The 16,222-nt window shown below is 68.4% G+C and carries 20 protein-coding genes and 1 tRNA gene; 12 read left to right on the plus strand and 9 right to left on the minus strand.

Annotation, left to right across the window (positions count from 1 at the left end; translation table 11 throughout):
• The 4 genes from B4E30_RS04165 to B4E30_RS04180 form a co-directional block, all read right to left on the minus strand.
• The coding region (locus B4E30_RS04165; protein WP_286793622.1) for a hypothetical protein at nucleotides 1–341 on the minus strand (341 nt) is incomplete at its 3' end.
• On the minus strand, nucleotides 338–733 hold the full coding sequence (locus tag B4E30_RS04170) for an ArsR/SmtB family transcription factor (RefSeq protein WP_286793623.1): 396 nt from the start codon (nucleotides 731–733) through the stop codon (nucleotides 338–340). The genes B4E30_RS04170 and B4E30_RS04165, both read right to left, overlap by 4 nt.
• Nucleotides 734–800: 67 nt before the next feature.
• Nucleotides 801–1,736 (minus strand): nucleoside hydrolase, encoded by a 936-nt coding sequence (locus B4E30_RS04175; protein WP_286793624.1) that lies wholly within the window; start codon nucleotides 1,734–1,736, stop codon nucleotides 801–803.
• Between the two features lie 74 nt (nucleotides 1,737–1,810).
• Nucleotides 1,811–2,794, minus strand: a complete 984-nt coding sequence (locus B4E30_RS04180) for a squalene cyclase (RefSeq protein ID WP_286793625.1) — start codon at nucleotides 2,792–2,794, stop codon at nucleotides 1,811–1,813.
• Nucleotides 2,795–2,877: 83 nt separating this feature from the next.
• Between B4E30_RS04180 and arfB the strand changes: the two genes are divergently transcribed.
• Together arfB and B4E30_RS04190 are read left to right on the plus strand one after the other, a co-directional pair.
• The gene (gene arfB, locus B4E30_RS04185; protein ID WP_286793626.1) at nucleotides 2,878–3,315 is read left to right on the plus strand and encodes an alternative ribosome rescue aminoacyl-tRNA hydrolase ArfB; all 438 of its coding nucleotides are present in this window, start codon (nucleotides 2,878–2,880) and stop codon (nucleotides 3,313–3,315) included.
• Between the two features lie 70 nt (nucleotides 3,316–3,385).
• Nucleotides 3,386–4,411 carry an NADPH:quinone reductase gene (locus tag B4E30_RS04190; RefSeq protein WP_286793627.1) on the plus strand — a complete coding sequence of 342 codons (1,026 nt, stop codon included), beginning with the start codon at nucleotides 3,386–3,388 and terminating at the stop codon, nucleotides 4,409–4,411.
• Nucleotides 4,412–4,463: 52 nt separating this feature from the next.
• Here the strand turns inward: B4E30_RS04190 and B4E30_RS04195 are convergent, their stop codons facing one another.
• The gene (locus B4E30_RS04195) at nucleotides 4,464–5,144 is read right to left on the minus strand and encodes a PhzF family phenazine biosynthesis protein (protein WP_286793628.1); all 681 of its coding nucleotides are present in this window, start codon (nucleotides 5,142–5,144) and stop codon (nucleotides 4,464–4,466) included.
• A gap of 67 nt (nucleotides 5,145–5,211) precedes the next feature.
• On the opposite strand from B4E30_RS04195, the gene B4E30_RS04200 reads away from it, so the two are divergent.
• From B4E30_RS04200 to B4E30_RS04215, 4 genes are all read left to right on the plus strand, one after another.
• Entirely contained in the window at nucleotides 5,212–5,988 is a 777-nt protein-coding gene (locus B4E30_RS04200) for an alpha/beta fold hydrolase (protein ID WP_286793629.1), read from the plus strand.
• Between the two features lie 53 nt (nucleotides 5,989–6,041).
• Nucleotides 6,042–6,383 carry a hypothetical protein gene (locus tag B4E30_RS04205; protein ID WP_286793630.1) on the plus strand — a complete coding sequence of 114 codons (342 nt, stop codon included), beginning with the start codon at nucleotides 6,042–6,044 and terminating at the stop codon, nucleotides 6,381–6,383.
• Between the two features lie 32 nt (nucleotides 6,384–6,415).
• Complete coding sequence (locus B4E30_RS04210; RefSeq protein ID WP_286793631.1) at nucleotides 6,416–7,330, plus strand: NADP-dependent oxidoreductase; 915 nt, start codon at nucleotides 6,416–6,418, stop codon at nucleotides 7,328–7,330.
• Between the two features lie 96 nt (nucleotides 7,331–7,426).
• Nucleotides 7,427–8,089, plus strand: a complete 663-nt coding sequence (locus B4E30_RS04215) for an HAD family hydrolase (protein WP_286793632.1) — start codon at nucleotides 7,427–7,429, stop codon at nucleotides 8,087–8,089.
• A gap of 8 nt (nucleotides 8,090–8,097) precedes the next feature.
• On the opposite strand, the gene B4E30_RS04220 is transcribed toward B4E30_RS04215, so the two are convergent.
• A complete protein-coding gene (locus tag B4E30_RS04220) occupies nucleotides 8,098–8,436 on the minus strand; it encodes a hypothetical protein (RefSeq protein ID WP_286793633.1) in 339 nt (112 codons plus the stop codon).
• A 114-nt stretch (nucleotides 8,437–8,550) separates the two neighbouring features.
• On the opposite strand from B4E30_RS04220, the gene B4E30_RS04225 reads away from it, so the two are divergent.
• Complete coding sequence (locus B4E30_RS04225) at nucleotides 8,551–9,117, plus strand: DNA modification methylase (protein ID WP_194385064.1); 567 nt, start codon at nucleotides 8,551–8,553, stop codon at nucleotides 9,115–9,117.
• A gap of 27 nt (nucleotides 9,118–9,144) precedes the next feature.
• Here the strand turns inward: B4E30_RS04225 and B4E30_RS04230 are convergent, their stop codons facing one another.
• Entirely contained in the window at nucleotides 9,145–9,972 is an 828-nt protein-coding gene (locus B4E30_RS04230; RefSeq protein ID WP_194385065.1) for a formate/nitrite transporter family protein, read from the minus strand.
• Between the two features lie 177 nt (nucleotides 9,973–10,149).
• Between B4E30_RS04230 and B4E30_RS04235 the strand changes: the two genes are divergently transcribed.
• The gene (locus B4E30_RS04235) at nucleotides 10,150–11,433 is read left to right on the plus strand and encodes an LCP family protein (protein ID WP_286793634.1); all 1,284 of its coding nucleotides are present in this window, start codon (nucleotides 10,150–10,152) and stop codon (nucleotides 11,431–11,433) included.
• A gap of 369 nt (nucleotides 11,434–11,802) precedes the next feature.
• Here the strand turns inward: B4E30_RS04235 and B4E30_RS04240 are convergent, their stop codons facing one another.
• Nucleotides 11,803–12,393, minus strand: coding sequence for a hypothetical protein (locus B4E30_RS04240; protein WP_286793635.1), 591 nt, complete (start codon nucleotides 12,391–12,393; stop codon nucleotides 11,803–11,805).
• The gene (locus tag B4E30_RS04245; protein WP_286793639.1) at nucleotides 12,393–13,205 is read right to left on the minus strand and encodes an inositol monophosphatase family protein; all 813 of its coding nucleotides are present in this window, start codon (nucleotides 13,203–13,205) and stop codon (nucleotides 12,393–12,395) included. Before B4E30_RS04245 ends, B4E30_RS04240 begins: the two co-directional genes overlap by 1 nt.
• Before the next feature lie 120 nt (nucleotides 13,206–13,325).
• Between B4E30_RS04245 and B4E30_RS04250 the strand changes: the two genes are divergently transcribed.
• The 4 genes from B4E30_RS04250 to B4E30_RS04265 form a co-directional block, all read left to right on the plus strand.
• Nucleotides 13,326–13,401: transfer RNA gene (locus B4E30_RS04250), tRNA-Lys, on the plus strand.
• A gap of 272 nt (nucleotides 13,402–13,673) precedes the next feature.
• On the plus strand, nucleotides 13,674–14,879 hold the full coding sequence (locus B4E30_RS04255; protein WP_286793636.1) for a substrate-binding domain-containing protein: 1,206 nt from the start codon (nucleotides 13,674–13,676) through the stop codon (nucleotides 14,877–14,879).
• Nucleotides 14,880–14,897: 18 nt separating this feature from the next.
• Nucleotides 14,898–15,671 (plus strand): ABC transporter ATP-binding protein, encoded by a 774-nt coding sequence (locus tag B4E30_RS04260; protein WP_286793637.1) that lies wholly within the window; start codon nucleotides 14,898–14,900, stop codon nucleotides 15,669–15,671.
• On the plus strand, nucleotides 15,668–16,222 hold a 555-nt coding region (locus tag B4E30_RS04265; RefSeq protein ID WP_286793638.1), incomplete at its 3' end, for an ABC transporter ATP-binding protein. The genes B4E30_RS04260 and B4E30_RS04265, both read left to right, overlap by 4 nt.

Raw genomic sequence — 16,222 nt, forward strand, 5'->3', positions numbered from 1 at the left:
TCGGCAGCCAGCACGAACGCAGCGATCACGAGCGACGTCACCCATTCGCCGATCGCGGCGGCGGCGACGATCGCGATGAGCATGGACAGCTCCATGCTCATGCGCCGGTGTCGCACGTCTTCCCAGGCCTCGGTGGCGATCGGCCAGCATCCCACCGCGAGACCCACGACCGCGATGACCGGTACCTGCGGCCACGGCCAGGTCGCGCCGAGCGCGACCGCCACGGCACACGCGGCGACGAAGAGGGTGCGGATCAGATCGCCGCGGTCGATGCGGCTCCACAGGCTCCGTTCCCGTGCGCCCGAGGTGACGTGTGTCGCTGTGCGCGCGTCGACGCTCACGGCGCTGTCTCCGCATCGCCGTCTGCTTCCGGCAGGCCCGATGCGCCGATGTGATGACGGGGCAGGGTGTCGCCCACGACGTGCTCAGCCTGGAACACGGCATGCGTCACGAGCTGTCGCGCGTGCTCGTCGATGAGGTTGTAATACACCCGGGTGCCCTCCTGACGCGTCGCGACGATGCGCGCCCACCGCAACTTCGCAAGGTGCTGCGAAACGACGGTCGGCGACTTGCCGACGCGTTCGGCAATCTCGCCGACCGACAGTTCGCCTCGGCGCAGGGCGAGGATGATGCGGATCCGTGTCGCATCCGACAGCAGCGAGAACACCTCGGCCGCAAGATCGACGTACTGACTGGAGGCATCGAAGGTGCATGCCTGTGAATCTTCGCGCATGTGCAGATACTAGGGGAGTTCCTCGGATGGCGGAAGGCAGACCGCGATCGACGAGCGTCGCCTCCGGTCAGGAGAGGGCGTTGACCATCGTCTGGAAGAACAGGTCCTGATCGATCGCCTCGACCACGCGTGCGTTCGGCTCGCGGCCCGAGCGGCGAACGGCGTCAACCAGCATGTAGCCCTGGGTGAGGCCCGGGTTCGTCTCGACGTCGACGAAGTAGTCCGTCGCCTTCGTGATGATCGACGGTTCGACCGCGATCGCGGCGGCGATCGAGTCGGGATGAGTGCTGCCGGGCACCCCATGCGTCTTCTCGACGTATTCGACGCTCGCCCGGTTCGCGCGCGTGAAGAAACGCGACTGCGGGGTGTCGAGCTCGTCGATGATCCGCAGCTGATCGGGACTGAACCGCCCGTGCGACATCACGAGGTCCCACGGCACGATCGTCGTGGGGAACCCGGCCGCGAGCACGACCTTCGCCGCTTCGGGGTCGTGCCAGAAGTTCGCCTCGGCCGCCGCGGTGATGTTGCCGAGCGCATTGTTCGTGCCACCCATGACATAGAGGTGCTTCACCTTGCCGGCGATCGAGCGGTCGGCGGCCACCGCGCAGGCGAGGTTCGTCAGCGGCGCCTGAGCGATGATCGTCAGCTCGCCGGGGTTGTCGTTGATCAGACGGATGAGCGCAGACACGGCGTTCTCGGTCTCAGCCCGCTGCGCCGCCTTGGGAAAGTTCGCGCCGCCGAATCCATCGACCCCGTGCACATACGACGAGTCGTCGAAGGGAGCGATGAGCGGCAGTCGGCACCCCTCGTACACCGGAACCCGGCCGCCGAAGCCGGCCACCTCGATCGTGTACAGGGCGTTCTCGACCATCTGATCGAAGTCGACGTTGCCGTAGTTGACGGTCACCGCCTCGACGCGCGTGTTCGCATGCCGCAGCCCGATCATGAGCGCGAACGCGTCATCTTGCGCGGTATCGGTGTCGTGGATCAGGCGGAGGGTCATGGCGAAGCCTTTCGGATCGCGTCCGACTATAGAGGCGCCATGTTTCGAGCGTGTGCCGAGTCCCTCTTGGCGAGCTACGCCGCGGGCGCCTCTTGCGACGCGTCCCACCACTCCAGAACGCGGGTGCCGATGAGGGTCAGCCACGGGGAGGGCTCGCCCTCGGGAACGTCCATGTGGAACCAGACCCGACCCGCGAGGCGACGGGACTGGATCCACGTGCCGTCGGGCTGACGCTGCTCACGCACGAGGTCGATCGCCTCGGCCAGGCGCGGGTCCGGGGCGGTGCCCTCGTACGCGGCGGCATCGCGGAAGTAGTCCAGAGCGGCGAGAGCGCTGTAGACGTGCCGGTTCGGGTAGATGAAGTGCGTCACGAACGGGTCGACGAGCTCACCTGTCGATGCGCGATACATCAGCCGGCGGGAGAGCAGGTACTCCTCGCCCGTGCGGCGCACTTCGGTGAGCGACTCATCGCCGGTCAGCCGCTGGTAGGCGAGCAGACCGCGCAGCGCATTGAGCGTCGAGTGGAACGACGACCGCACCGAGTCGCCCTCCTCGGCCTCGCAGTTCCAGCCGCCGTCGTCGAGCCGGTGCTCGCGGAACCATGTGGCGAGATCGGTCATGTCGACGCCCAGCCAGGCGCCGGTCGCCAGCGTGAACGAGTTGATGCAGACATCGACCTCGCCGTTCCAGTAGGGCAGGTCCTCGTACTCCCATCGGCTGTTCCGCTCGAGCCTCGCTGCGGTGTCACCGAGGGCCGCGGCGGGAACGCCGAATTCGCGCAGATCCTTCAGCGTCCACGTCGTGGCGACCCAGGGCTGGCCCGGTTGACTCTGCTCCTCGCTGCCGAAGAAGCCCGCCGGAAAGTACGCGCCACCGGCCCACTGGCCCTCGTCGTCCTGCCTGGACAAAAGCAGCGCACCCCACCCCTCCTGTGGCACGCGCGCCCGCGTCGCCTGCCACACCTCGGGTGGAGCGTGGGCGATGTCGCGCTCCACCTGCCACCGAAGCGCCGGATCGGTGTCCAGCATCCACTCGAGCACACGTTGTTCGACGACCATGGCTCGCACAGTAGACCTCGGCGTCGACACGGGGAAGACATCAGACGGTGCGCTCGTCGCAGATCGCGGTGAAGATGGATGACATGCCCAGCGCCCATCGCCCCGGGCTCCGGATCGATGACCGTCTCACGATCCCGGAGTCCGAACTGACCTGGCGGTTCTCGCGATCGTCGGGTCCGGGCGGGCAGGGCGTCAACACCGCAGACTCCCGCGTCGAACTGATGTGGGATGTCGCCGAATCGACCACGCTCTCCGAGCGACAGCGGGAACGGATGCTCGATCGGCTGCGCCATCGCCTGGTCGACGGCGTGCTGACGGTGACCGCATCCGAGCATCGCGCTCAGCTGCGCAATCGCGATGCCGCCCGCGAGCGTCTGGCGGCGCTCGTCGCCGACGCCCTGAGACCGCCCGGCCCCGCTCGACGTGCGACGAAGCCGAGCCGAGGAGCGAAGGAACGCCGACTCAAGGCCAAGAAGCAGCGCACCGACGTGAAACGGCTGCGCCGCCCGCCGTCGGACTGAGCGGGCCGGCGCCCGGCCGATCCGACCGGCGAATCGGAATGTCGCCCGCGTCCGGCGGGTTGGCACCCGTATGCGATCAATCGTCTACACCGGCACCGGAAGCTCCTCCGTCCTCACGCTCGCCGAGCGCGAGCCCGTCGCGCCCGGCGCGGGAGAGGTGCGCGTGCGCGTGACCGTCTCGGGCGTCAACCCCACGGACTGGAAGGCCCGCGCCGGCAGCGCGGCCCCTCTCGGATTCGACGAGGTCGTGCCCAATCAAGACGGGGCGGGCGTGATCGACGCGGTCGGCGACGGCGTCACCGAACTCGCCGTCGGCGACCGGGTGTGGCTCTACCTCGCCCAGCACGAGCGCCCGACCGGAACCGCGCAGGAGCACACGGTCGTGCCGGCCTCTCGCGCAGTGAAGCTTCCCGATGGGATCGGCTTCGACGTCGCCGCGAGTCTCGGCGTTCCCGCGATGACGGCCCACCGCGCGCTCACCGTGCACGAAAACGGCCCGGCGCGCCTGTCGCCGGGATCGCTCGACGGGCGCGTCGTGCTGGTCGCCGGGGGAGCAGGGGCCGTCGGACACGCCGCCATCCAGCTCGCCGTGTGGGCGGGAGCCGAGGTCATCGCCACCGTCTCGAGCGACGAGAAGGCCGCGCTCGCCCGTGCAGCCGGCGCCCACCACACCGTGAACTACCGCGACGCCGACGCGGCCGACCAGATCAGCGCGCTCGCCCCCGCCGGCATCGATCACATCGTGGAGGTGTCGATCGCCGAGAACGCGGAGCTCGACGGTCAGGTCATCGCGAATCACGGCTCGATCGCCTACTACGCCGACAACGGTGGCGAGCAGGCCACCCTGCCGGTGCGACCGACCTTTGCGAAGAACGTGCGCATCCAGGGGCTTCTGCTCTACACCGTCGGTGACGATGCGCTGCGCGCCGCCGCCGAGGACATCACCGCCGCACTGCACGACGGGGCGCTACCTGTCGGCGAAGATGCGGGACTGCCGTTGACGTGGTTCTCGCTGGAAGAGACGGCAGTCGCTCACGACGCCGTCGAGCAGGGCGCGGTCGGCAAGGTGCTGATCGACGTCAGCGGCGACGCCTGAGTCCCGGCTGGCGCGGGGCGACGCGTCTTGTCGTCGCCTCGCCTTCAGGCGACTACGTGAGCTCCATGAGGCGCGCGTCCGACACGCGTCCGCCGACTTCGACCTGCTGACCCAGGTAGCGCGCGTGGGTGTAGACCCGCGATCCGAGACCCTGGGTGATGTCGAGGTCTCGACCGAGTTCCGCCGTCAGACGGACGGCGGCCGCGCCGGTCGCCTCGTCTTCGCGGATGCCGAGGTCGGGTGCGAACATGCGGGAACGCACGGTGCCGACCTCCCGATCGATCCAGGCCCAGACGTAGTTGGCACCGAAGGAATAGGCGTCGGGGTCGACGGCGGTCACTTCGGACGCCTCATCGAGCTGGGTGAAGGTGAACTCGGGGCACCACTGGGGCAGAGCGTTGACGAACACCCGATCGCCGTCGAAACGCACCCGGGCGCTGCCGGCGGGAACATCGATCTCCTTGACGTCTTCATCCGTGCTCCGCAGCCACGCCGCGAGTCCGACGACGGGGTGCCCGGCGAAGCGCAACTGCCGTGACGGGGTGAAGATCCGCGCCGTGACCGTGCCGTCGTCGACGGCGTCGATGAAGATCGTCTCGCTGAAACCGAGGTCGGTGGCGATGTCCTGCTCGCGCTTCTTCGTCTGCGGCGACGCCCACACGATTCCCAGAGGATTGCCGTGCTCGCCGTCGTCATCGACGAACACGTTGACGACATTCACCATCAGACTCATCCCGCGATTCTTGCAGGGTCGAGAGCGTCGCGTGACGCGTTGACACCGACGCCTCTACGTTTGGTTCATGACAGGCGCACCCGACACCGCCGCTCCACTCGTCCTCGCTCACGACATCGCCGGTTCCGGCCCGTTGCTCGTGCTCATCCACGGCATCACCGAGAACCGCGCCGTGTGGGACCCCATCGATCTCACCGCCGACTTCGAGGTGCTCCGCGTCGATGTGCGCGGTCACGGCCGATCAGCCCTCCAGGCGCCGTTCGATCCACTCACCCTCGCGGCTGACGTTCACGCGACCGTCGAGGCCGTGCGCCCGGGCGCGGTGCCCATCGTGGTCGGACACTCGATGGGCGGCATCATCGCCACCGCGTACGGTTCCACGTATCCCACTCGCGGCGTCGTCAACATCGACCAGCCGCTCGCTCTCGGCGACATGCAGGAGCGTGTGAAGAAGATGGAACCGCTGCTGAAGAGCCCGCTGTTCCCGCTCCTCGTGAGCGGACTCTTCCGCTCGATGAAGGGACCCCTCCCGAAGGCGGAGAACAAGCGGCTCGCCCGGCTCCGCACCCCGCGGCGGGAGGTCGTGCTCGGCGTGTGGGCTCCGATGCTCACACAGACTCCCGAGGAACTGGCCGTCACCGTCGACGAAACCGTCGCGGTGCCGCCGAACGTTCCCTATCTCGTCATTGCCGGGCTCGACCCCGGGCCGGACTATGTCGCGTGGCTGCGTGAGCGCATCCCGAGCACCTCCTACGAGGTGTGGCAGACCACGCACTACCCGCACCTCGCCGAACCCGAGCGCTTCGTAGCCCGCATGAGGGAGTTCGCCGCCGCGGCAGGGTGAGGGGTTCTGCGCCCGTGGTTGCGCGGGAGACCCCGCGACGGGATGCTGGCGGGATGGAAACGCTCTGGATCGTCGTCGCCGTCATCGGAGCGGCCTGCTACGCCGGGGGAGTGATCGCGTACGCGCGATCGAACCCCGGCACGATGATCCCGTGGTCGAAGCAGCCCGAGGGTGAGAAGCCGTGGATGGCGGTGCTGCGTGGCATCGGCATCGTGCTCGTGCTGCTGGGCGTCGTCATGTGGGCGATCACCCGTTCGGCGACGTGGGAAGGGCCAGGTCTCGGATGGCTGGCCGGCCTGCTGATCGTCGCGTTCCTGCTGCCCGCAGCGATCGTCATCATGGTCGTCAACAGCCGGATCTCGCGCAACGAGAAGGAGCGGCACGGGCGACCGTAGGCTGGCGGAACCACCGCAAGGAGGAGGTCGCCATGAGCCGTGCCGTGATGTACGACGAGGTCGGAGCACCCGAGGCGCTCCACGTCAGTGAGGTGGTGGATGCCGCGCCCGGCCCGGGCCAGGTTGCGGTGCGCATTCGCGCCGCCGGCGTGAACCCCTACGACGCCAAGGTGCGCAGCGGCTTCATCCCGCTCAAGACGGCCTTCCCGCGGCGCATCGGCTCGGACCTCGCCGGCACGGTCGAAGCGGTCGGCGAGGGAGCGGCCTACGCCGACGGCACACCGATCGAGGTGGGAGACGAGGTGGCGGGCAGCGGCCCCGGGAGCATCGCGGAGCGGACGCTGGCGAAGTCATCCGCGCTCGTTCGACGACCGGAGAACGTGCCGGTGGAGGTCGCCGGCTCGCTGTGGGTCGCGGGCCTCACCGCAGTGTCGTGCGTGACGACGGTTCCGGTCGGGCCGGACGACACGCTGCTCGTCGGGGGCGCCTCGGGTGCGGTGGGCATGGTGGTGTGTCAGCTCGCCGTGGCGACCGGCGCTCGGGTGATCGGAACGGGGTCCCGCGCCAACGCCGAGCTCATCCGTTCCCTCGGTGCGGAGCCCGTCGAGTACGGCGACGGCGCCGGAGACCGCGTCGCCGCGCACGGCACGATCACGGCCGTGATCGACTGCCACGGGCGCGACGCGCTCGACATCGGCATCAGCCGCGGCGTGCCCACCGAACGGATGACCGCGATCGCGGCATACGCGGCCCTCGATGAGCTGGGGGTGCCGAACGTCGAGCGCGCGGCCCGCACGCCGGAGAACTTCGCCATGCTGCTCGACCGCATCGCGTCGGGTGAGCTCGCGTTTCCGGTCGCGCAGACGTTCCCGCTCGGCGACATCGTCGCCGCGTTCACGGCGGTGGAGTCGTCGCACGCGCCCGGGAAGATCGTCGTGATCCCCTGATGTCGCGACATCGCGCCCAGCGCAACCCCTCCGGCCAATTCGCCTCCGACTGAGAGGCTGGCGAGGTTCGACGCACCCGCATCCCCGGAGGAGCCCATGGCCGACACCGCGATCTTCGACGTCGACGGAACCCTCGTCGACACCAACTACCAGCACGCACTCGCGTGGTACCGCGCGTTCCGGCGGTACGAGATCACCCCCGCCGTGTGGCGCATCCATCGCGCGATCGGCATGGGTGGCGACAACCTCGTCACCGCCATCGCCGGTGAAGACGTCGAGAAGGCGCACGGCGACGAGCTTCGCGCGGCGTGGACCGAGGAGTTCGAGCCGATGCTGGATGAGATCCAGCCCTTCGAGGGGGCTCGTGCCCTGATCGACGAGGTCGCGTCCCGTGGCTTCCGTCTCGTGCTCGCCAGCTCAGGCCAGAAGGCGCACGTGGAGCACTTCCTCGACCTGCTCGGCGGACGAGAGGTCGCCGATGCGTGGACGACATCCGACGACGTCGACGCGACCAAGCCCGAGCCGGACCTCGTCGGCGTCGCGCTGCAGAAGGTCGACGGCGCGTCCGGCGTGATGATCGGCGATTCGGTGTGGGATGCGGTCGCCGCCGGCAAGCTCGACGTACCCACGATCGCCGTGCGCACGGGCGGTTTCTCCGAAGCGGAACTCCGGGAGGCTGGAGCGTTCCGCGTGTACGAGTCGCTGGTCGAACTTCACGAGAACCTCGACGGCGGACCCCTCGCACGATCGACGCGCTGAGCGCGGAGTCAGGGGGTCAGTCGGGGCGGGTCGTCCGACGCCGGGTCATCGCCAGCCGGCGCGGTGTCTTCGTCATTCGGTGGCGTGCGCGATCGGCGGATGGTCCCCGCCTCGACCACGGCGCGGATGAACACCGCCCCGTGGGTGGCGACCGCGTAGATCACGAGCCCGGCCGCGGTGAAGGTGAGGCCCGACACGATGAAGACGCCGGCCCCGCGCATCCCGTCGACATCGTCGCTCATGCTCGCCGTCACGGTCGCGGTGAGAGCGACCACGGTGACGCCGATGCCGCCGGCGAGCAGCGCGCGCGTGAAGATCCCGATTCGGGAGCGGGGCGCGGCGGTCACAGCGGCAGGCTAACCCGGCCCGAGCCGCGTTGGGCCGGATCCGGGAACGAGAACGACGGCCGTCGCTGATGCAACCCCCTTCACCGTCGCCGTGCAGCTGGTGACGATGGCCTCATGCGTGAACGAGAGAAGACCACCGGAACCCGTGCGCGCGACCGTGCGAGGACACGCCTGACAGGCGTGATCATGCTCCTGGCGGCTGTGGTCGCAGGCACCAGCGCGTGCAGCTTTTTCGTCGACGAGAACGAGTACCGCTCCTCTGCGGGCGACGGAGTCAACGTCGAGGGTCTGGGAGACGTGGCCGTACGCAACGTTCTCGTCGTCGCCAACGACGACGGCACGCGGGGGAACCTCGTCGCCGCCGTCGTGAACAACAGCGACCAGGAGCGCTCGATGACCGTTTCCGTCGGCGATCCCGTGCAGGACACCCTTCGCATCGATGTGGCGGCCGACAGCACCGTCAGCTACGGCGCGCGCGACAGCCTGGACGACCCGCCTCTCATCGACCCGCTGGACGCTGATCCCGGCGGAACCATCCCCGTGACGTTCGAAACCGACGTCGCTGAGGCCGTCACCGTGCAGGTGCCGGTGCTGGGGGGATGCCTGGAGTATCTGCGGCAGATCGAACCGAACGCGGAGGGTCCGGAAGAGTGCCCCTGGTACGTCGACGTCGAGCCGTAGAGGCACAGAGGCGCCGCATGCGAGGGATCAGTCTCGGTTCTGCCGGCGGAGCGTGAAGAGCTCGCCCTCCCGCACGATGCGCAGCACGGTCACCAGCAGCAGCCCGCCCAGAAGGTTCAGCACCAGCACCGGCAGGAACCACAGCAGCCAGTCGAGGTAGGTGATCTCGGCGCCGCTCAGGATCGCACCGAAGGCGAACAGCGAGTCCAGGATCGAGTGGAACAGCTGGAAGCCGGCCAGGATGAAGCCGCCGGCGACCGCTGCGACGATCTTGGCCGGTTCCGAGTCCGTCCCCTCCTGCATGCGGGTCATCAGTGTGATGACCGCACCGCCGAGCACGGACAGCATCACGAAGCGCCAGTCGAGGGGAGCATCCAGGAAGTGGTGCGCCGTCTCATCCAGCACCGTGTGCCACTCGGGGAAGGCGAGCACGATGATCGCCATGACGAGCCAGCCGCCGGCGAGGTTCGCGAGCAGGGTGCCGCTCCACAGTCGCAGCAACTGGCCGATCGTTCCTTCGCGGGCGATGAGGGCTGCGATCGGCATGAGGAAGTTCTCGGTGAACAGCTCGCTGTGCGCCATGAGCAGGGCGAGGAGGCCGATGCTGAACGCGAGACCCGCGAGCAGCTGGTCGTCCGTTGCGTAGAGGACGCCGATGTAGGCCAGCACGCCCACGCCGACTTCGATGCCGCCGAGGAACCCGGTGACGGTCGTTGCGCGAAAGGTGCGGTGGAGTCGCTCCGCGCCCTCGCCGACGACGTCTTCGAACTCCAGCTCGAGCTCCTCCTCGACGGGACCCTCGTTGTCGCCGTCTCGCCGGCGTTCGTCGGCGCGCCGCTCGTGATCGTCTCGCATGCGTCCATCCTGGCCGGGCGCGGCCGAGCATGTGGGGACTTGACCACAGGTCGCCCCCGTGCGAGCGGGCGTCGGGCGAGTGCGGAGCGGAAGCTGGATCGGGCGGTCACCAGCGTCTAGCGTGAGGGGAACGACGTCGACGACCGACGGAGCGGGCGTCGACGCTGGAGGAGACGCATGGCCGCACGACGGCGCAACACGGTGGCACGCCATGGGGAGCTGTCCTCGCCGCGGCCCTCCCGGAGCATCCTCACCATCGTCGGAGTGCTCGTGGCGATCGTCGCCGTCTCCGGCTTGTCGGTCGCGGCCTTCGCGCTGTGGGACTCCACGGCCACGCTGCAGCGAACCGCCGTCACCCTGGAACGCGACGCCCCGCTTCCCCCGACGATCGGCGAGATCGAAGGGGGTGTGAACCTTCTGCTCGTCGGCACCGACTCCTGCGAGGGCCAGGACCTTCGGCTGTTCCCGCGATGCGGGATCGACGACGACGGGCTCGAACGCAACGACGTCACGATGCTCGTCAATATCAGCGACGAACAGCGACGCGTCACGGTCGTGTCATTCCCGCGCGACATGCTCGTCGAGATCCCGTCGTGTCCCGCCGAAGACGGCGGGCGATACTCCGCGATGACGCAGATGCCGATCAACGCCTCCTACGGCTACGGCGGGCTGGCCTGCACCGCGCTCACCGTGTCGAATCTCGCCGGCATGAACATCGACTTCGCCGGCGCGATCCGGTGGACCGGCGTCATCCACATGTCCGACGCCCTCGGCGGGGTCGAGGTCTGCGTCGCCGGCGACATCAGCGACCGTCACACCGGCCTGCAGCTCACCGCCGGAACGCACACGCTGCAGGGTGAGCAGGCGCTGCAGTTCCTGCGCATCCGTCACGGAATCGGCGACGGGTCCGACCTCGCCCGCATCTCGAATCAGCAGCAGTTCATGTCATCGCTCATGCGCAAGCTGCAGGACGACGACACCCTGCGCGATCCCACGACCCTGTTCAGCCTCGCGACCACCGCGATGCAACAGGTCAACAGCGGGCAACTCGTGCTGGATGAGGGCCTCGCAGACCCGACGCGGATGGTGCAGATCGCGATGGCGCTGAAAGACGTGCCGATGGACGACATCGTCTTCGTGCAGTACCCCACGAGCTACGCGCCGAGCGGGAACCCCGAAAACAACCTCGTGCTGCCCCTCACCGAGACGGCCGAGGCCGTCTTCGCGGCCATCCGGGCGAACGAGCCGATCGAGCTCACCGGCGAGGCATCCCAGGGTGACGGCGTCGTCGTGCAGGGAGAGGATGCCGATGGCACCATCTCGCCCGAACCCACGGCCGACCCGTCGACGTCAGCGACCGGCGGGTCCGCTCCCGGCCCGACCGAGACGGCTGTGGCACTGCCGTCGACGGTCGCGGGAACGACGGCGGAGCAGGTCACGTGCACGGTGCCGGAGGGGTAACCGGACGGGGCGAACGGCGATCCCTCATGCGATCGGATCCCGCGTCGTCCCCGCGACGGCAGCGTTAAGAACGGCGATTCTGACGATGGGCATAAGAAACCGCTCTCAAACTGTTACAACTTCTGTCAAGGGCATGTTTTGCGAAGGCGGCATGGTGCACAGTAAGGGAACCGCATAACAAAGGGGGTCTCTATGACGACAGATGAAAGCACCCACGTGGCCGAGGTCACGGTGGAGAGCGAAGACACGTCTTTCGGTCGTTGGCTGCACGTCATCAACCACGGGGCCGCCACCTGAGCGACTTCTCGCTCCTGTGCGAAGAACCCTCCTGTCCGACATGTACGGATCGGAGGGTTCTTCACATTCTCATCAGTCCCGCGGCCACTCCACGAGCGCGATGCTTTGCTTGGTGTCGGCGTATTTCACCCAGCCGTCTCCGAAGAGGTAGGTCAGACCGTACCCCTCGTCGTCCGTCGTGACGGTGGTGTCCGCGCTCTCTGTGACGATCACGCCACGGGCGTCCTGCTCGCTGCGCCACCCTGAGGCGACGAGTTCCCCCTGAGCGGTGCCCGACTGCTCGCTGGTGATGGGAGCCCATCCGAACAGCTGCACATGGTCGCTCGCGATGGTGAAGTCTCCCCACAGGCATTGCACACCGTCGGCGAGTTCGATGCCGGCTACGCGGAAGACGTCCTCCTCGACCGACCATCCCTCCGCTTCGAATTCCGCGATCAGCGACGCGGGGATGATCCCCTCGCACGTCGGCGTCTCCGCCGAGACGGGCTCGGCCGAGTCCTCCGACGGTTCGACGGTCGCCGTCGGCTCAGGCGACGTCGCGGGCGGCGACGGAAGCGCGTCTTCGGTGACGACCGTCTCGGGGGTCGTGCTGCAGGCCGCGAGCGTCAGCGATGCGACGGTCACAGCGACGAGCAGGCCGGCGCGGGCGCGGGGCAGAGGCATCAGGGGGTCTCCGGAAGGCGGTCGTGGATGAGGTCGAGGAACGGGCGGTGCAGGCGGCCGTTGGTGGCCAGCGACGACAGGGCGTCGAGTCCGTCGCCGCCGTCGATGTCGGTGAACTCGCCCCCGGCCTCGCGCACGATCGGGATGAGGGCGGCGATGTCGTAGCGCTTCACGTCGAACTCGGCCACGAATTCCAGCCGTCCCTCCGCGAGAAGCATGTAGGGCCATGCATCGCCGTAGCCGCGGTCTCGCCAGGCGGCGCTCGTCACCCGCTCGAGCGCATCGAGACGACCATAGTCACGCCATTGACCGATCGACTGGAAGCTGACGCTTGCTTCCGACACGTCCGAGACATCCGACACCCGGATGCGGCGGTCGCCGGCGGGGGAGTTCGTCCACGCGCCGTGCCCGGTCGCGCCCCACCAGCGCCGCCCGAGCGCGGGCTGGGCGACGACGCCCACGGTGGGTACGCCGTCGACCGCAAGGGCGATGAGGGTCGCCCACATCGGGATGCCCTTGAGGTAGTTCGCGGTGCCGTCGATCGGGTCGATGATCCACTGGCGCGTGCTGTCGCCGGTGACGCCGAACTCTTCGCCGTAGACGCCGTCCTCGGGGCGCTCGGCGGCGAGGATCCCGCGGATCGCACGCTCGGTCGCCAGGTCGGCTTCGGTCACATGCGAGTGATCCGGCTTCAGCTGCACGTCGAGATCGGCCGCGTCGAATCGTGCCATGGTGACCGCGTCGGCCGCGTCCGCGATGCGCAGCGCGAGCTCCAGGTCGGCGGGCTCGGCGCGCACGGGCGATGACGACATGTCGGGGGAAGGCACGATCTCAAGGATAAGCGGCCGATGCCCTCCTCGATTTCAGATGTGAGGATCGTGATGGTAACGTTGACCCTCGGTTCGCCCAGGAACGTTCGGCGAATCGATTCCGCGCCTCTAGCTCAATCGGCAGAGCAACTGACTCTTAATCAGTGGGTTCAGGGTTCAAGTCCCTGGGGGCGCACCACCTCCTCGAAGCCCCGGACGATGCCACCGCATCCCGGGGCTTCGTCCTTCCGTCGGCCGGTCTACGCGGCGACGGCTCGACGAGAAACACCGCAATGCGCGATAAACACCGCAACGCGTGATGTTTCGCGGCAATCGGCGTTTCTCGAGGCGTAGGACCGGTGTCGAGGGATGCGCGGCGCTTGACCTGAATGGGGTCTCATGTTTAGGTGTTCCCAGTACCTGAATGACCTTTCAGGTCATGAACCCTTCTCAATGGCGAAAGGCACGCACATGCGGAGTACGAAGAAGTTCCTCCTGGGGTCCGCGGTCGCCGCGGGCGCCCTCGTCCTGGGGGCCTGCGCACCGCAGGCCGGAACCGATGGCGGCGACGCCTCGGGTGACGACGGCGCGGCGAGCGAGGTCACCGTCGGCATCGTCACCAGCGAAACCGGGGCTCTCGCCGGCTACGGCGAACAGTACCTCGACGGTTTCAAGGCCGGCCTCGACTGGGCCACCGACGGCACGATGGAAGTCGACGGCACGGCCATCAACGTGGAGTACCGCGACGACGGCGGCGACCCCGACAAGGCCGTCACCGCGGTGAAGGAGCTCATCGGGTCGGGCGTGAACATCCTCGCCGGCACCGTCTCCTCCGGTGTCGCTCTTGCCGTGGCAGAGCAGGCCGAGCAGAACCAGGTGCTCTACATCTCCGGGCCCGCCGCTGCCGATGCGGTCACCGGCATCAACGACTACACGTTCCGCTCGGGCCGACAGAGCGCGCAAGACGTCGCGACCGCGGGAACCTTCCTCGACGACCTCGACGGCATGAAGGTCACCGTCTTCGCCCAGGACACCGCGTTCGGGCAGGGCAACGAGGCGGCGGTCGCCGCCATCCTCGGCGCCCAGGGGGCCGAGGTCGACTCCGTGCTCGTGGCCGAGGACATCACCGAATTCACGCCCTTCGCGCAGCAGGTGCTCGCCGGCGACCCCGACCTCGTCTTCGTCGCGTGGGCGGGTGCCACCAGCGGGGCGATGTGGCAGGCGATGAGCCAGCAGGGCGTCCTCGAGGAGATCCCGGTCGTGACCGGCCTCGGCGATGCGGCCACCTTCGGCGCGTACGGCGAGGCATCCGAGCAGATCAACTTCCTCAACCACTACTTCCCCGGTGGACCCGACAACGACGTCAACGCGGCGATGGTGGAGTACATCGAGGCAGAGGGCGGCACGCCCGACCTGTTCAGCCCCGACGGCTTCAACGCGGCCGTCATGATCGTCCAGGCCATCGCCGAGGGCGGCGGCGAGGTCGACGGCATGATCGACGCTCTGGAAGGCTTCACCTTCGACGGTCCCAAGGGCACCATGACGGTGCGCGAAAGCGACCACGCCCTCCTCCAGGAGATGTACCAGGTGCGCCTGGTCGCCGACGGCGACGCCTTCGTGCCCGAGCTCATCGACACGGTCGACGCCGACGCCGTCGCACCCGCCGAAGCAGAGTAAGGCGAGGCAGCAGCAGCGATGAACGCACCCGTCCCGCCCGCGGAGTCCGCCATCCGCGTCGAGAAGCTCGGTCTGCAGATCGGGGGAGCGACGATCCTCAAAGACGTCGCGCTCGATGTCGCCGCCGGATCGTTCGTGGGGGTCATCGGCCCCAACGGCGCCGGCAAGACCACGCTCTTCAACGTGATCTCCGGACTCGTCAAGCCCACCGCAGGCCGCGTGCTCATGCACGGGAACGACATCACCTCGATTTCTGTGCCGGCGCGGGCCCGGGCGGGGCTGGGCCGCACCTTCCAGACATCGAGTCTTTTCCCGCAGCTGAGCGTGCTCGAGAACGTCCGGCTGGCGGCTCAAGCAGCGCGAGGCGGGTCGGGCTCGCTCCTGCACTTCCCGCGCCGAGCCGACCACGCCGTCGAGATCGCTCACGAGAAGCTGCGCACCGTCGGCCTCGACCACAAGGCGCGCGCCTTGGCCGGGGACATCTCCCACGGCGACAAGCGCAAGCTCGAAATCGCGGTGATCCTCGCCACCCAGGCCGACATCGTGCTGCTGGACGAACCGATGGCCGGCGTCGCCTCGGGCGACGTCGCCGGGCTCGTGGACAACATCCGCACCATGCAGGCCGACAAGGGCTGCACGGTGCTGATGGTCGAACACCACCTCGAGGTGCTGCTCGGCCTCGTCGAGAAGGTGGCCGTCATGTATTTCGGCAGCATCATCGCCTACGACACGCCGCAGAAGGTCATGGCGGACCCCGTCGTGCAGCAGGCGTACCTGGGGAATGCCGCATGAGCGCCGCACCCATCCTCGCCGTCGAACACCTGCGGTGCTCCATCGCGGGGCAGCAGGTCGTCGAAGACGTCTCCTTCGAGGTGCCCGCGACCGGCATCACCGCCGTCCTGGGCCGCAATGGCGCCGGCAAGACCTCCACGCTGCGCGGCATCCTCGGCCTCATCCAGCGACGCGGCACCGTCACCCTGGCCGGTACGCGCATCGACACGATGCCCACCCACAAGATCGTCCAGCGGGGAGTGGGCTACGTGCCGGAGGACCGCGAGGTGTTCGCCAAACTCTCCGTCGCCGAGAACCTCGCGCTCGCGGAGCGGCAGAAGAACCCGCGCCGCGAGTTCGTCGCCGAGCTCTTCCCCGACCTCGTCGAACGCCGCGATCAGCCGGCCGGCACGCTCTCGGGCGGACAGCAGCAGATGGTCTCGGTCGCACGCGCCCTCATCAACGACAACGCCCTCCTCCTCGTGGACGAGCCCACCAAGGGGCTTGCACCGCGGATCGTCGACGAAGTCGCCGAGGCGCTGCACGAAGCGGCGAAGGTCGTGCCGATCCTG

Origin of the sequence: Microbacterium sp. UBA3394 (assembly GCF_002358725.1) — a bacterium.
Taxonomy (GTDB): domain Bacteria; phylum Actinomycetota; class Actinomycetes; order Actinomycetales; family Microbacteriaceae; genus Microbacterium; species Microbacterium luteum.

What these genes read in the sequence shown, in the direction of transcription:
- B4E30_RS04235 (WP_286793634.1), top strand. Translation starts at nt 10,150, where the DNA reads ATGGCCGCACGACGGCGCAACACGGTGGCACGCCATGGGGAGCTGTCC.
- B4E30_RS04175 (WP_286793624.1), bottom strand. Translation starts at nt 1,736, where the DNA reads ATGACCCTCCGCCTGATCCACGACACCGATACCGCGCAAGATGACGCG.
- B4E30_RS04200 (WP_286793629.1), top strand. Translation starts at nt 5,212, where the DNA reads ATGACAGGCGCACCCGACACCGCCGCTCCACTCGTCCTCGCTCACGAC.
- B4E30_RS04230 (WP_194385065.1), bottom strand. Translation starts at nt 9,972, where the DNA reads ATGCGAGACGATCACGAGCGGCGCGCCGACGAACGCCGGCGAGACGGC.
- arfB (WP_286793626.1), top strand. Translation starts at nt 2,878, where the DNA reads ATGCCCAGCGCCCATCGCCCCGGGCTCCGGATCGATGACCGTCTCACG.
- B4E30_RS04215 (WP_286793632.1), top strand. Translation starts at nt 7,427, where the DNA reads ATGGCCGACACCGCGATCTTCGACGTCGACGGAACCCTCGTCGACACC.
- B4E30_RS04195 (WP_286793628.1), bottom strand. Translation starts at nt 5,144, where the DNA reads ATGAGTCTGATGGTGAATGTCGTCAACGTGTTCGTCGATGACGACGGC.
- B4E30_RS04225 (WP_194385064.1), top strand. Translation starts at nt 8,551, where the DNA reads ATGCGTGAACGAGAGAAGACCACCGGAACCCGTGCGCGCGACCGTGCG.
- B4E30_RS04205 (WP_286793630.1), top strand. Translation starts at nt 6,042, where the DNA reads ATGGAAACGCTCTGGATCGTCGTCGCCGTCATCGGAGCGGCCTGCTAC.
- B4E30_RS04240 (WP_286793635.1), bottom strand. Translation starts at nt 12,393, where the DNA reads ATGCCTCTGCCCCGCGCCCGCGCCGGCCTGCTCGTCGCTGTGACCGTC.
- B4E30_RS04210 (WP_286793631.1), top strand. Translation starts at nt 6,416, where the DNA reads ATGAGCCGTGCCGTGATGTACGACGAGGTCGGAGCACCCGAGGCGCTC.
- B4E30_RS04170 (WP_286793623.1), bottom strand. Translation starts at nt 733, where the DNA reads ATGCGCGAAGATTCACAGGCATGCACCTTCGATGCCTCCAGTCAGTAC.
- B4E30_RS04255 (WP_286793636.1), top strand. Translation starts at nt 13,674, where the DNA reads ATGCGGAGTACGAAGAAGTTCCTCCTGGGGTCCGCGGTCGCCGCGGGC.
- B4E30_RS04245 (WP_286793639.1), bottom strand. Translation starts at nt 13,205, where the DNA reads ATGTCGTCATCGCCCGTGCGCGCCGAGCCCGCCGACCTGGAGCTCGCG.
- B4E30_RS04260 (WP_286793637.1), top strand. Translation starts at nt 14,898, where the DNA reads ATGAACGCACCCGTCCCGCCCGCGGAGTCCGCCATCCGCGTCGAGAAG.
- B4E30_RS04190 (WP_286793627.1), top strand. Translation starts at nt 3,386, where the DNA reads ATGCGATCAATCGTCTACACCGGCACCGGAAGCTCCTCCGTCCTCACG.
- B4E30_RS04180 (WP_286793625.1), bottom strand. Translation starts at nt 2,794, where the DNA reads ATGGTCGTCGAACAACGTGTGCTCGAGTGGATGCTGGACACCGATCCG.